This is a genomic window from Bradyrhizobium sp. 2TAF36, assembly GCF_052114925.1.
Classification (GTDB): Bacteria; Pseudomonadota; Alphaproteobacteria; order Rhizobiales; family Xanthobacteraceae; genus Bradyrhizobium; species Bradyrhizobium barranii.
In genome coordinates this window covers 35,187-48,701 of sequence record NZ_JBFRFR010000032.1, presented here as the reverse complement: position 1 = coordinate 48,701, position 13,515 = coordinate 35,187, and the positions used below count along the sequence as shown (strand labels likewise).

Annotated in this window: 13 protein-coding genes; 11 read left to right on the top strand and 2 right to left on the bottom strand. The window is 65.0% G+C overall.

Going from position 1 to position 13,515, the window contains the following annotated elements:
• Window positions 1–122: 122 nt before the first annotated feature.
• Both AB4Z51_RS19630 and AB4Z51_RS19625 read right to left on the bottom strand, forming a co-directional pair.
• Window positions 123–896, bottom strand: coding sequence for a Crp/Fnr family transcriptional regulator (locus AB4Z51_RS19630; protein ID WP_085399404.1), 774 nt, complete (start codon window positions 894–896; stop codon window positions 123–125).
• Window positions 897–1,119: 223 nt separating this feature from the next.
• Window positions 1,120–1,416 (bottom strand): gamma-butyrobetaine hydroxylase-like domain-containing protein, encoded by a 297-nt coding sequence (locus AB4Z51_RS19625; protein WP_441497816.1) that lies wholly within the window; start codon window positions 1,414–1,416, stop codon window positions 1,120–1,122.
• Window positions 1,417–1,623: 207 nt separating this feature from the next.
• On the opposite strand from AB4Z51_RS19625, the gene AB4Z51_RS19620 reads away from it, so the two are divergent.
• The 11 genes from AB4Z51_RS19620 (at window position 1,624) to AB4Z51_RS19570 (ending at window position 13,514) form a co-directional block, all read left to right on the top strand.
• Window positions 1,624–2,397: a ferredoxin--NADP reductase gene (locus AB4Z51_RS19620; RefSeq protein WP_085399405.1), complete on the top strand. Its 774-nt coding sequence runs from the start codon at window positions 1,624–1,626 to the stop codon at window positions 2,395–2,397.
• Between the two features lie 100 nt (window positions 2,398–2,497).
• Entirely contained in the window at window positions 2,498–4,240 is a 1,743-nt protein-coding gene (locus AB4Z51_RS19615; protein WP_441497799.1) for a fumarate reductase/succinate dehydrogenase flavoprotein subunit, read from the top strand.
• 31 nt (window positions 4,241–4,271) lie between these two features.
• Window positions 4,272–4,505, top strand: coding sequence for a 4Fe-4S dicluster domain-containing protein (locus tag AB4Z51_RS19610; protein WP_008141081.1), 234 nt, complete (start codon window positions 4,272–4,274; stop codon window positions 4,503–4,505).
• 2 nt (window positions 4,506–4,507) lie between these two features.
• A complete protein-coding gene (locus tag AB4Z51_RS19605; RefSeq protein ID WP_441497798.1) occupies window positions 4,508–5,485 on the top strand; it encodes a HEAT repeat domain-containing protein in 978 nt (325 codons plus the stop codon).
• Between the two features lie 130 nt (window positions 5,486–5,615).
• On the top strand, window positions 5,616–6,788 hold the full coding sequence (locus AB4Z51_RS19600; RefSeq protein WP_085399440.1) for a fumarylacetoacetate hydrolase family protein: 1,173 nt from the start codon (window positions 5,616–5,618) through the stop codon (window positions 6,786–6,788).
• A gap of 458 nt (window positions 6,789–7,246) precedes the next feature.
• Window positions 7,247–8,212, top strand: a complete 966-nt coding sequence (gene ytfQ, locus AB4Z51_RS19595; RefSeq protein WP_063984486.1) for a galactofuranose ABC transporter, galactofuranose-binding protein YtfQ — start codon at window positions 7,247–7,249, stop codon at window positions 8,210–8,212.
• A gap of 119 nt (window positions 8,213–8,331) precedes the next feature.
• Window positions 8,332–9,876, top strand: a complete 1,545-nt coding sequence (locus AB4Z51_RS19590) for a sugar ABC transporter ATP-binding protein (RefSeq protein ID WP_085399408.1) — start codon at window positions 8,332–8,334, stop codon at window positions 9,874–9,876.
• A complete protein-coding gene (locus AB4Z51_RS19585) occupies window positions 9,873–10,865 on the top strand; it encodes an ABC transporter permease (RefSeq protein WP_085399409.1) in 993 nt (330 codons plus the stop codon). Before AB4Z51_RS19590 ends, AB4Z51_RS19585 begins: the two co-directional genes overlap by 4 nt.
• Complete coding sequence (gene yjfF / locus AB4Z51_RS19580; RefSeq protein ID WP_071915510.1) at window positions 10,862–11,842, top strand: galactofuranose ABC transporter, permease protein YjfF; 981 nt, start codon at window positions 10,862–10,864, stop codon at window positions 11,840–11,842. The genes AB4Z51_RS19585 and yjfF overlap by 4 nt, the downstream gene beginning before the upstream one ends.
• A complete protein-coding gene (locus tag AB4Z51_RS19575; protein ID WP_028150313.1) occupies window positions 11,839–12,591 on the top strand; it encodes a FadR/GntR family transcriptional regulator in 753 nt (250 codons plus the stop codon). The genes yjfF and AB4Z51_RS19575 overlap by 4 nt, the downstream gene beginning before the upstream one ends.
• Window positions 12,588–13,514 carry a Gfo/Idh/MocA family protein gene (locus tag AB4Z51_RS19570; protein WP_085399410.1) on the top strand — a complete coding sequence of 309 codons (927 nt, stop codon included), beginning with the start codon at window positions 12,588–12,590 and terminating at the stop codon, window positions 13,512–13,514. Before AB4Z51_RS19575 ends, AB4Z51_RS19570 begins: the two co-directional genes overlap by 4 nt.
• Window position 13,515 lies beyond the last annotated feature (1 nt).

Below are 13,515 nucleotides of genomic sequence, written 5' to 3'. Positions count from 1 at the left end.
GGTGAGGCCGCGGGCAGGGCAAATCCGGAGTGACCGCCGCAGTCGATTAGTTGCCGGGAAAAGCTGATTGCATACTCCTTGGGCAGTCCTGCACTATAAAGCCACTTGCCTGTGCATCGACCCTAGTCGCCGCTCTGGCCGCGCATCTCCTCGAGAGCGTCGGCCCGGCACACCACGATCTGCGAGCGCTTGGTGACGACGATTCCCTTCTCCTGCATCCGTTTCAGGCTGATCGTGACCCATTGCCTGGTCGCGCCGACCATGTGGGCGATGTCGGCATGGGTGAAGGCCGCCGCGATCACCCGGCCGTCGGCATCCTCGACGCCGTAGAGCTCGACCAGATGCAGCAGAAGATGCGCGAGGCGCTGGGTGATCGAACGTGTTCCCAGCATTTGCGCCAGCGCCGAATAGCATTTGCCCTTGAAGGTAAGGCCTTCAATGAGGCCGATGGCGAGGTTCGGGATCTCCACGGCAAGGGACCGCAGTTCCTTTCCGGGCAGGTGCACGACGCTGCAATTGCTGGATGCGACGCCGGACCATTGATGCACGGTGCCCTCGAACACTTCGGGCCCACCGACGAAATTGCCGACGTGCCAATAGGCCAGCGTGATCTCGCGTCCGAGCGGCGAAGTGTAGAACACGCGGATGCGGCCGCTCTCGATCAGCCAGATGCCGTCATGCTTGCCGCCCTGGCTGAACAGCGTCTGGCCGCGGTTGAGCACCTTTCGCCGGCCCTGCTTCAGCACCAGCTCCCGCTCGCGCGGTGACAGCTTGTCCATCAGCGGCGGCGGTCCGCCGATCCATTGTTGGTTCTCGGTCAGCAGCAGCGAGGAGCCGCCGGCAGGCCGGACCGTTGCGGGAACCGTCCCGCGAACCGCATTCGCCGCCTGCAACATCGTCTGCCTCCGGAACGTTCAAATCGTTCTAAAGAGGAGCAATGTCCGTGCCAGATGGGGGGAGCTCGTGGCAGGCCGCCGCCATTCACTCCGCTGTCATCGCCCGCGAAGGCGGGCGATCCAGTATTCCAGAGACTTCAGTGACATACGGAGGGGCCGCGGCGTACTGGATTCCCCGCTTTCGCGGGGAATGACAGCGGTGTGCGTGTAGCGGGATCGAGGCTTACCGCCCCGCCAAGCTCAGCAGATACGGCTTCGGATAAATCCCCCTGTTATGCCCATCCGAAAACGAGATGTTCAGCCCGTAGCCGAGATCGCCGATCTCGGTGATGGCGATGCCGGGAAAGCGTTCGGGGAAGCGATCGTCGAAGCGGGCACGGGTGCAATGGGCGCATTTGCAGGAGAGTCGGAGCTGCTCGACAGCGATCCCGACCACGTCGTCCTGCGTGGTGCGCACGACGAGCGTCGCGAGATCGGCGCTGGCTTCATAGGCCGCCACAGTCGGCGCCACCAAGGTCATGGTCATGACGAACCTCCAGCTTCCTTCTATGTCGGCGCGGGCGCGCACGAATAGCAACTAATTGCCAGCGCGAACGCGTGGCCGTCGGCCTCCTCTTCAGTCACCGCCCACTAAATGTGAAACTAATCGACCGGGAATTTCACTTCCGAATTGCCGGGCTCTGCTCTCTCCGAAACCTTGTGCGCCAACGACGGCTGAGGAGAGAGCATGAGCGCATTTCAGAAGGAAACGGTTTTGTCGGTCCGGCACTGGACCGATAGCCTGTTCAGCTTCACGGCGACGCGCGATCCGGGCTTCCGTTTCCTGAACGGCCAGTTCGCGATGATCGGGCTCGAAGTCGAGGGCAAGCCGTTGATGCGGGCCTACAGCATGGCGAGCGCCAATCACGAGGAGGCGCTCGAATTTTTTTCGATCAAGGTGCAGGACGGCCAGCTGACCTCGCGCCTCCAGAAGATCCGGGAGGGCGACATCATCCTGGTCGGCCGCAAGGCGACGGGCACGCTGATCACCGGCAACCTCATCCCTGGAAAGCGCCTGCTGCTGCTCTCGACCGGCACGGGCCTCGCGCCCTTCGCCAGCCTGATCAAGGACCCCGACGTCTATGAGAATTACGAGACCATCGTGCTCGCCCATGGCTGCCGCCAGGTTTCGGAGCTCGCCTATGGTGAGCACCTCGTCGACGGCCTGCGCAATCACGAATTCTTCGGCCCCCTGATCCGCGACAAGCTCGTCTACTACCCGACCGTCACCCGCGAGCCGTTCAAAAACCGCGGCCGTATCACCGACCTGATCGCCTCCAATCAGCTGTTCGACGACATCGGGCTAACAGGTCTCGATATCGAGACCGACCGCATCATGCTGTGCGGCAGCCCGGCGATGCTCGAGGAACTCCCCGCGATGTTTGCCGCGCGCGGCTTTGTCGAGGGTAACCACAGCCAGCCCGGCCATTTCGTCGTTGAAAAGGCCTTCGTCGAGCGCTGAGGCGCAAATCGCGTCCCGGCGACAACTAATTGCTATCGCCGGACAACCACCTGAACAAATCTGATGCAAAGGCGCAGGACCGGCGAACCAGGAGCAAGTGATGGCACTAGATGAGATCGTCGACGGACTTTCGGAGGTTTCCTGCGACGTGCTCGTCATCGGCGGCGGTACGGCCGGCCCGATGGCGGCGCTGAAGGCAAAACTGAAGAACCCGAAGGCCAATGTCGTCCTGCTCGAGAAGGCCAACGTCAAGCGCTCCGGCGCGATCTCGATGGGCATGGACGGGCTCAACAACGCCGTCATCCCCGGCTACGCGACGCCGGAGCAGTACACCAAGGAAATCACCATCGCCAACGACGGCATCGTCGATCAGAAGGCGGTCTATAAATACGCGCAAAATTGCTACAAGATTATCGAGGAGCTCGACAGCTTCGGCATCCGCTTCCTGAAGAACGAGAACGGCGATTACGCCGTCAAGAAGGTGCACCACATCGGCACCTATGTGCTTCCGATGCCGAACGGCGAGACCGTGAAGAAGGCGCTGTACCGCCAGCTCCGCCGCGCCCGCATCCTGATCTCCAACCGCTACATGGCGACGCGGCTGCTGAAGTCGTCGGACGGGCGCATCGCCGGCGCGATCTCAGTCAACACTCGCACCGCCGAAATCCTGGCGATCAAAGCCAAGGCCGTGATCCTCTGCATGGGCGCCGCCGGCCGCCTGGGCCTGCCGACCTCCGGCTACATGTTCGGCACCTACGAGAACGCCGCCAATTCCGGTGACGGCTATGCGATGGCCTATCACGCCGGCGCCGCGCTCGCGAACCTCGAATGCTACCAGATCAATCCGCTGATCAAGGACTATAACGGCCCGGCCTGCGCCTATGTCGCCGGTCCCTTCGGCGCCTTTACCGCGAACAACGAGGGATCGCGCTTCATCGAATGCGACTACTGGTCCGGCCAGATGATGCTGGAGTTCTACAACGAGCTGCTGTCAGGCAAGGGCCCGGTGTTCCTCCAGCTCAAGCATCTCCATCCTGATACGATCTCGGAGATCGAATCCACGCTGCACAAGGTCGAGCGTCCCACGCGCGGCCTGTTCCAGCAGGGGCGCGGGGTCGACTATCGTAGCGAGTCGATCGAGATGCATATCTCCGAGATCGGGTTCTGCTCCGGCCACAGCGCCTCCGGCGTGTTCGTCGACGACAATGCCCGCACCACCGTGCCCGGCCTTTACGCCGCCGGCGACATGGCGAGCGTGCCGCATAATTACATGCTGGGCGCCTTCACCAACGGATCGGTCGCCGGCATCGACGCGATGGAGTTCGCCGACAGCCACGACTTCGCGGAATTCGACGCCGCCGATGTCGCCAGGGAGCGCGATCGCGTGCTGGCGCCAACGAAGCGCGAGGACGGCATTCCGCCGAACCAGGTCGAGTACAAGACCCGCCGCCTCGTCAACGACTATCTCCAGCCGCCGAAGGTCACGCGCAAATACGAGCTCGGCATGCGCCGCCTCGCCGAGACGCGGCAGGACATGCAGGAACACATGATCGCGCGCAATGCGCACGAGCTGCTTCGTGCGCTCGAAGTGCAGTCGATCATGGACTGCGCCGACATGGCGGTGCACGCCTCGTTGTACCGCGAGGAGAGCCGCTGGGGCCTCTATCACTGGCGCACGGATTTCCCGGAGAAGGACAACGAGAACTGGTTCTGCCACACGCTGCTCTCCAAGCAGAACGGCAAGATGACCAGCGAGAAGCGCGCCGTGGAGCCCTATGTCGTGCCGATCGCCGACGACGAGAAGGACCTCTACGACAAGCAGCGCATCCGCGCCTCCGCCTGATCCACCGCAACATCGCAACAGGAGACATAAAATGCCTCTCGCGTCCTATCAGACATCGGTTCCGGTGGTCGTCGACGACGCCAAATGCATCGCCGACAAGGGCTGCACCGTATGCGTCGACGTCTGTCCGCTCGATGTGCTCCGCATCAGCGACATGACCGGCAAGGCCTACATGGCCTATGACGAGTGCTGGTACTGCATGCCTTGCGAGGCCGATTGCCCGACCGGCGCCGTCACCGTCAATATTCCCTATCTGTTGAGGTGATCATGTCGAGCCCGTTCGAGTCCTATGACGACCTCGAAGACGCCGATGAGCGGTTGCAAGCCGCCGATCCCGCCGAGCGCCGCGTCGCCATCATCGCGCTCGGTCACTCCGGCGATCCCGCAGCCGTCGCGCATCTCGCCAACATGGCCGCCGATCCCGACGCCGGTGTGCGCCAGCAGGTCGCGATGGCGCTCGGCGAGTTCGACGGGCCGGAGGCCGCGCATGGGCTGGTCAAACTGCTGGTCGATCCCGAAAGAATCGTGGCGGCGGCCGCGGCCGACAGCATGGCCGAGTTCAAGGATCCGGCCTGCGCCGAGATCATCCTGCCGCTGGTCAAGCACGCCCATGCCTTCGTCCGCATGGGCGCGCTGCGCGCGCTGAAGGAGCTGCGCTGCAAGGACACGCTGAAGCCGGCGCTGGAAGCGCTCCTGGATCAAGATGCGGCCGTTCGCGTGCAGGCGATCGGCGTGATCGGTTTCCTCAAGCTGGAGGAATCCATCCCCGCGCTGACCGCGCTGATCAATGATCCCGACGCCCATGTGCGCCGCGCCGCGGTGAGCGCGCTGGCCTTCTCGCAGCTGAAGCCCGCGGCCGAGACGATCACACGCGGGCTGAAGGACTCGGACTGGATGGTGCGCGAGATGGCCGCGGAAACGCTGGGCCTCAACGTCAACGGTTCGCTCGCGGCCGATCAGCTTGTCGGCTCGCTCGCCGATGAATTCTGGCAGGTGCGGCTGAAGGCGATCCGCAGCCTCGGCAAGATGAAGATCGAGCGCGCGGTACGCCCGATCGGCAATTGCATCAACCACGACCAGGCCAATTTGCGGAAGGAGGCGGCGGCCGCGCTCGGCGAGATCGCCCATCCCGACGGCGAGGCGTTCCTGGCGGTCATCGCCGACGATGCCGACCCCGACGTTCGCAAGAACGCGCGCTGGGCGCTCCAGCAGATCGCGGCGCGCAAAGCGCGAGCAGGCGCATAAAGGCCCGGGCAGGGGCATAGCGGCTCTTCGCTGCCGGTCTGGACTTCCCCTGCCAGACGTTTATTGGTCTTCGCCAATGGGATCGGCTGCTGTGAACGCGGCCGATCCGAGAAAGAGCGAGGACGCGGCCATGACGACACTGTCTGTTAGAGATCTTCTCCCCGAGGATGGAACGAAGGGGACGCTGGTCGGCCGCGTCTGGCTGCCGCAGGCGAACGGCCCGGCCGTTGTYGCCGTCCGTGGAGACGGCGTCTTCGACGTCACCGCCAAGTTTCCGACCGTCAGCGCGCTCTGCGAGGAAGACAATCCGGCCAAGGCGCTCGCCTCGGTCAAGGGCGAGCGCATCGGCGATCTCGAAGCGATCGTGGCCAACACGGCGCCGGATGGGCGCGATCCGAAAAAGCCGTGGCTGCTTGCGCCCCTCGATCTCCAGACCCTGAAGGCCGCCGGCGTCACCTTTGCCATCTCGATGCTGGAGCGCGTCATCGAAGAGCGGGCCAAGGGCAATCCGGCATCGGCCGAAGCGATCCGGAAAGAAGTGACGCGGCTGATCGGCGACGATCTGTCGAAGCTCAAGCCGGGCTCCGACCAGGCGATGCATTTGAAGCAGGTGCTGATCGATCAGAACGCCTGGAGCCAATATCTCGAAGTCGGCATCGGTCCGGATGCCGAGGTCTTCACGAAGGCTCCGACCTTGTCCTCGGTCGGCACCGGCATGGATGCCGGGCTGCATCCGAAATCGACCTGGAACAATCCCGAGCCCGAGCTGGTGCTGTTCGTCTCGAGCCGCGGCAAGATCGTCGGCGGCGCACTCGGCAACGACGTCAATCTGCGCGACTTCGAGGGGCGTTCGGCGCTGCTGTTGTCGAAGGCCAAGGACAACAACGCCTCCTGCGCGATCGGCCCGTTGCTGCGTCTGTTCGACGACAGYTTCACACTCGACGACGCCCGCAAGCTCGACATCAGCCTGAACGTGAAGGGCGCGGACGGTTTCGTTCTCGACGGCCATTCCTCGATCAGCATGATCAGTCGCGATCCCACGGACCTCGTCGAGCAGACGATCGGCAAGGTGCATCAATATCCCGATGGCTTCGTGCTGTTCCTCGGCACGATGTTCGCACCCGTCAAGGATCGCGATGCGCCGGGGCAGGGGTTCACCCACAAGCGCGACGACATCGTCACGATCGCAGCACCCCAGCTCGGCAAGCTCATCAACCGCATGCGCACCAGCGACGAGTGCGAGCCCTGGACGTTTGGAATCGGCGCGCTGATGAAGAACCTCGCGCAACGGAAGCTGATTTAGCTCCGCTACCCTTCGCCTCTCCCCGCACGCGGGGAGAGCCGGATTGCATCGAAGATGCAATCCGGGTGACGCGGACTCTCCGCGAGTCGATTTGGTCGACCTACGCCGAACTCTATCCACACCGTCATTGCGAGCGCAGCGAAGCAATCCAGAGTCCCTGCGTGGACAGTTTCTGGATTGCTTCGCTGCGCTCGCAATGACGCGGAGGAGAGATTGCGGGCCGCAMATATTCCTTCATCTCCCCGTTGCATCCACGGAACAAAATCGCGCTGGGCGTGTCATTGAACCGTCCTTCCCGCCAAATCGAAGTTTCGCGCGAATAGTCAAATAATATGACTAGTCGGAACTCATCTTCCGTGAAATAGTCCCTCCCGCCGCCTCAAAGGCCGGCCTGCGGGTGCCATGCTACCGATCGGCACTCGAGATAACACAAGATGACTTCTTGGGAGATACGCCTGATGACCCTCAAAGCCCTCTTTGCGGCCAGCGCCACGGCCGCGTTGCTGCTCGCGCTGCCGGCCAGCGCCGCCGAGCTCACCATCGGCTTCTCGCAGATCGGATCGGAATCCGGCTGGCGCGCGGCCGAGACGTCGGTCTCCAAGCAGGAGGCTGCCAAGCGAAAGGTCAATCTCAAGATCGCCGACGCGCAGCAGAAGCAGGAGAACCAGATCAAGGCGATCCGCTCCTTCATCGCGCAGAACGTCGATGCGATCTTCCTTGCACCCGTAGTCTCGACCGGTTGGGACTCGGTGCTGAAGGAGGCCAAGGAGGCCAAGATCCCGGTCGTGCTGCTCGACCGCGACATCGATCCCTCCGGCAAGGAGCTCTATCTCACCGCCGTGACCTCCGACAGCGTGCACGAAGGCGAGGTTGCCGGCGACTGGCTGGCCAAGACCGTCGGCGGCAAGGCCTGCAACGTCGTCGAATTGCAGGGCACGGTCGGCGCCAGCGTCGCCGCCAACCGCAAGAAGGGCTTTGACACCGCCATCGCCAAGCATGCGAACCTCAAGGTGGTGCGCAGCCAGACCGGCGACTTCACCCGTGCCAAGGGCAAGGAGGTGATGGAGAGCTTCATCAAGGCCGAAGGCGGCGGCAAGTCGATTTGCGCGGTCTACGCGCACAATGACGACATGATGGTCGGCGCGATCCAGGCGATGAAGGAAGCCGGCCTCAAGCCGGGCAAGGAGATCCTCACCGTCTCGATCGACGCAGTCCCCGACATCTTCAAGGCCATGGCCGCCGGCGAGGCCAATGCCACCGTCGAGCTGACGCCGAACATGGCCGGCCCCGCGCTCGATGCCGTCGCGGCCTTCAAGGACAAGGGCACCGTTCCGCCCAAGTGGATCCAGACCGACTCCAAGCTCTATACAGCGGCTGACGATCCGCAGAAGATCTACGACAGCAAGAAGGGCCTCGGTTACTGAGGCGGCGCAGCGCCGGACCGCTCCCCCGTGGTCCGGCGCATCCCCCTTCGAAACCGTTGCGCGAACGAATAGGCTGGGTGTCCGCAGCATAAGCGGACGCCGGTGGGAGTGACGTCGTTATGGAGAACAGCCCCGATCCTGCTCCTTCCCTGCTGGAGGTGCGCGGGATCAGCAAAAGCTTCGGTGCTGTGCGTGCGTTGCAGGAGGTCGACTTCACGCTTCGTGCCGGCGAGATTCATGCGTTGCTTGGCGAGAACGGCGCAGGCAAATCCACGATGATCAAGGTGATCACCGGCGTATTCCCGCGCGATGCCGGCATCGTCCGGCTTGGCGGTGAAGAGGTCGCGCCGCGCTCGGCCAAGGCCGCACTCCAGGCCGGCATCGCCACGGTCTACCAGGAGGTCAATCTGCTACCGAATCTCTCGGTCGCGCAGAACCTGTTCCTCGACCGACAGCCGATGCGCTTCGGCATCGTACGTGAAGGCGAGATGCGGCGTCGCGCCAAGGCGCTTCTCACGGACTTCGGCCTCGATATCGACGTCGCCGCGCCGCTCGGCAGCTATTCCGTCGCCATCCAGCACGTCACCGCGATTGCGCGGGCCGTCGATCTCTCCGCGCGCGTGCTGATCCTGGACGAGCCCACGGCGAGCCTCGACCGCCACGAGGTCGAGATCCTCTTCGGCATCATGCGCCAGCTCGCCAAGCGCGGCATCGGCATCGTATTCGTCAGTCACTTCCTCGATCAGGTCTACGAGATCTCCGACCGCATCACGGTGTTGCGCAACGGCCGCTTGGTCGGCGAGCGCGAGACCGCCTCGCTGCCGCGGCTCGAGCTGATCCGGATGATGCTCGGCCGCGAGCTGGCCGAGACCACCAGCGCCCGCGCGTCGGCGGGAGAGCATCGGGCGCGCGAGGTCTGCGCGAGTTTCGAGAACTACGGCAAGGCCGGCTATGTCGCGCCGTTCAATCTCGAGCTGCGCCATGGCGAGGTCGTGGGTCTCGCCGGCCTGCTCGGCTCGGGCCGGACCGAAACAGCGCGGCTGGTGTTCGGTGCCGAGCGCGCCGATGGCGGGCAGGCGAGGGTGGAGGGGGCGCCCGTGCGGCTGCAGTCGCCGCGCGACGGCGTGCGCCACGGCTTTGGCTATTGCCCGGAGGAACGCAAGACCGACGGCATCGTCGCCGAGCTCACCGTGCGCGAGAACATCGTGCTCGCGCTCCAGGCCAAGCGCGGCCTGCACCGGCCGCTGTCGCGCCGCGAGCAGGACGAGATCGCAGGCCGCTACGTCAAGATGCTCGACATCCGCCCGCCCGATCCGGAGCGCGCCGTGGGGCTGCTGTCCGGCGGCAATCAGCAGAAGGTGCTGCTGGCGCGCTGGCTCGCGACCTCGCCGCGCCTCCTGGTGCTGGACGAGCCGACCCGCGGGATCGACGTCGGCGCGCATGCCGAGATCATCCGCCTGATCCGCGAGCTCTGCGACGACGGGCTGGCGCTGCTCGTGATCTCCTCCGAGTTGGATGAGATCGTGACCTATTCCGACCGCGTGGTCGTGTTGCGCGACCGTGCCCATGTCGAGGAGCTCGCGGGAGAGACGATCGACGTCGGCAACATTCTCGCGGCCATCGCCGCCGATGGCGCCGCTGTCGCGCATGAGGGTCGGGCATGACAGCGCTGTTGCCGCGCCGCGGCCTTGCCCAGATCCTCGCGTTGATCGTCATCCTGGCGGCCGATCGCATCGTGTCGCCGCAATTCTTCGATCTGCGTCTCCAGGACGGCCGGCTGTTCGGCAGCCTGATCGACGTGCTCAACCGCGGCACGCCGGTGGCGCTGCTCTCGCTCGGCATGGTGCTGGTGATCGCGACGCGCGGCATCGATCTGTCGGTCGGTGCGGTCATGGCCATCTCGGGCGCGATCGCGGCGAGCCTTGCCGACACGCACAGTCTGCCTGTGGTCCTTGCGGCCGCGCTCGGCGCTGGCCTGGTCTGCGGATTGTGGAACGGATTTCTCGTCGCGGTGCTCGGCATGCAGCCGATCGTGGCGACGCTGATCCTGATGGTGGCGGGACGCGGCATCGCGCAGCTCATTACCGAGGGGCGTATCGTGACCTTCTCCTCGCCGGATCTGGTCTGGCTTGGCAATGGCGCGGTGCTCGGCGTGCCGATGCCGGTCGTGATCGCCCTGGGCATGCTGATTCTCACCGGAGCGGTGGTGCGCGGTTCGGCGCTCGGATTGCTGATCGAGGCAACCGGCGGCAACGCGCGGGCGAGCGAGCTTGCCGGCGTCGGCACGCGTGCGATGATCCTGGCTGTCTACGTCTGGTGCGGCATCTGCGCCGCGCTCGCCGGCGTGATCGCGGCGGCCGACATCATGGGCGCGGATGCCAACAATGCCGGCCTCTGGCTCGAGCTCGACGCCATCCTCGCGGTGGTGATCGGCGGCACCTCCCTGTTCGGCGGCCGTTTCAGCCTCGTGCTGGCCGTGCTCGGTGCGTTGATCATCCAGACCATGAACACCGGCATTCTGCTGTCGGGCTATCCACCGGAGTTCAATTTGCTGGTCAAGGCGGTGGTGGTGATGACGGTGCTGCTGCTGCAATCGCCGAAATTTTCGGGGATTGCCGGGATCGCCGCGCGGCTGCGGAGGTCCAAAGCATGAAAGGCCTGCCGCCCGTCCTCATCACCGCTATCGTGCTGGTTGCCGGCTTTGCGCTCTGCGCCGTGCAATTCCCCAACATCGCCTCCACCCGCGTGGTCGGCAATCTCCTCACCGACAACGCCTTTCTCGGCATCGTCGCGACCGGCATGACCTTCGTCATCATCTCCGGCGGCATCGACCTCTCGGTCGGCTCGGTGATTGGTTTCACCACGGTGTTCGTCGCGCTTGCGATCGAGCGCTGGGGCGTGCCGCCGCTGCTTGCCTTCGTCGCGATCCTCGCGCTCTCGGCGGCCTTCGGAGCTGCGATGGGCGCGGTGATCCATGTCTTCGACCTGCCGCCGTTCATCGTGACGCTGGCGGGGATGTTCCTGGCCCGTGGCGCGAGCTTCCTGCTCTCGACGGAATCGGTGCCGATCACCGCGCCGGTCTATTCCACCGTGTCGGACTTCGCGCTGCGGATGCCCGGTGGAGGGCGATTGACGGCGATCGCGATCATCATGCTCGTGATCGTGATCGGCGGCGCCTTGCTGCTGCATCTCACCCGGTTCGGCGCCAATGTCTACGCGCTCGGCGGCAGCCGGGCGACCGCGAGCCTGATGGGCGTTGCCGTCGGCAAGATGACGGTGAGGATCTACATGCTGTCGAGCCTGCTCGCGGGCATCGCCGGCATCGTGTTCTCCTTCTACACGAGCGCCGGCTACTCGCTCTCCGCGGTCGGCGTCGAGCTCGACACCATCGCGGCTGTCGTGATCGGCGGTACGCTGCTCACGGGCGGGCAGGGCTCGGTGATCGGCACCTTCCTCGGCGTGCTGATCCAGGGCTTGATCCAGACCTACATCAATTTCGACGGAACGCTGTCGAGCTGGTGGACCAAGATCGCGACCGGCGTGCTACTGTTCGCCTTCATCGCCTTGCAGCAGGGGCTGGTCGCGCTCGCGCGGCGGCCGGCGGCGAAGCGCGCAGGAGCAGCCACATGACGTCGCGCATCGTCGTCATCCCGACGCGCCGGGCTCACTCCAACCATGCGGAAGTGGCCCGCTCGATCGGCGTCGACATCATCGCCGGCCGCTACGCCGAGGGAACGCGCCTGCCTGGCGATGCCGAGATGATTGCAATGTTCGGCGTGTCGCGACCGGTGCTGCGCGAGAGCGTGAAGACCCTGGTCGCCAAGGGTCTGCTCACCACCAAGGCCCGCGTCGGCACCGTCGTACGCGAGCGCGCCGCCTGGAACATGTTCGACGCTGACGTGCTGGCCTGGCATCTCGACGCCGGCATCGACAAGCGCTTCCTCAACGACCTCGCCGAGATTCGCCTCGCGGTCGAGCCGCGCGCGGCCATGCTGGCGGCGGCGCAGCGGTCCGAGGACGACCTCGCCGAGCTCCGTCGTTGCATGGACCGCATGCGGTTTGAGGCTTCCGATTCCGTCGGCTTTGCCGACGCCGACCTCGCGCTCCATGTTGCGGTGGCGCGCGCTTCGGGCAATCTGTTCATGCGCTCGATCGGCCACGTCATCGAGGCCGCCCTGCGCGCCTCCTTCCTGCTCAGCGCACCGGTCGAGCCGGAGGACCGTGACACCGTGCTGCTCTGGCACCAGAAGATCGTCGATGGCATCGCCGCCGGCGACGCCCAGACCGCCTCGGAAGCGATGGTTTATGTCATTCACAACGGTATGCGCCGCCACGAGGCCGAGGCGCTGCCGTCCGCGGATATTGGAGAAAAAGCGTGACCGAACTTCGCATTGCCATCGTCGGCTTCGGCAAGATCGCGCGCGACCAGCATGTCGGTGCGATTGCCGCGACGGCGGGCGCGACGCTCGCGGCCGTCGCGAGCCGCAACGCATCGCTGCCGGGCGTGCCGAATTTTGCGACCATCGAGGAATTGCTGGAAAAGGGACCGCCGATCGATGCCGTCTCGCTCTGCACGCCGCCGCAGGTACGGCGTGCCCAGGCCGCCACGGCGCTCGCTGCCGGCAAGCACGTGATGCTGGAGAAGCCGCCCGGCACCGGCGTCGCCGAGCTCGACCCGCTGATCGCGATGGCGGAGGAAGCCAAGCGAACGCTGTTTGCGACCTGGCATTCGCGCTATGCGCCCGCGGTCGAGCCGGCGCGCGAGTGGCTTCTCACGCGGCAGATCAAGTCTGTGCACATCAACTGGAAGGAAGACGTTCGCGTCTGGCATCCCGGGCAGGGCTGGATCTGGGAGCCGGGCGGGCTCGGCGTGTTCGATCCCGGCATCAACGCGCTCTCGATCCTGACCCGTATTCTGCCGCGGCCGGTGTTCGTCACCGCGGCCGAGTTGGCCTTTCCAGCCAATTGCCAGGCCCCGATCGCCGCGAACCTGACGCTGACCGACATCGGCGGCCTGCCTGTGACCGCCGAGTTCGATTTCCGCCAGACCGGACCGCAGAGTTGGGATATCCTCGTCGAAACGGACGAGGGCCGAATGACGTTGTCGGGCGGCGGCCGGCGCATGGCGATCGACGGCGAGACCATTGCCGAGGCGCCCGATCAGGAATATCGCGAGCTGTACGGGCGCTTCGTCAAGCTCACCGCGACCGGCGCGCGCGACGTCGACCTGGCGCCGCTGCGTCTCGTTGCCGATGCCTTCCTGCTCGGCAAGCGTAACATCGTCGAACCGTTTGTGGACTGAA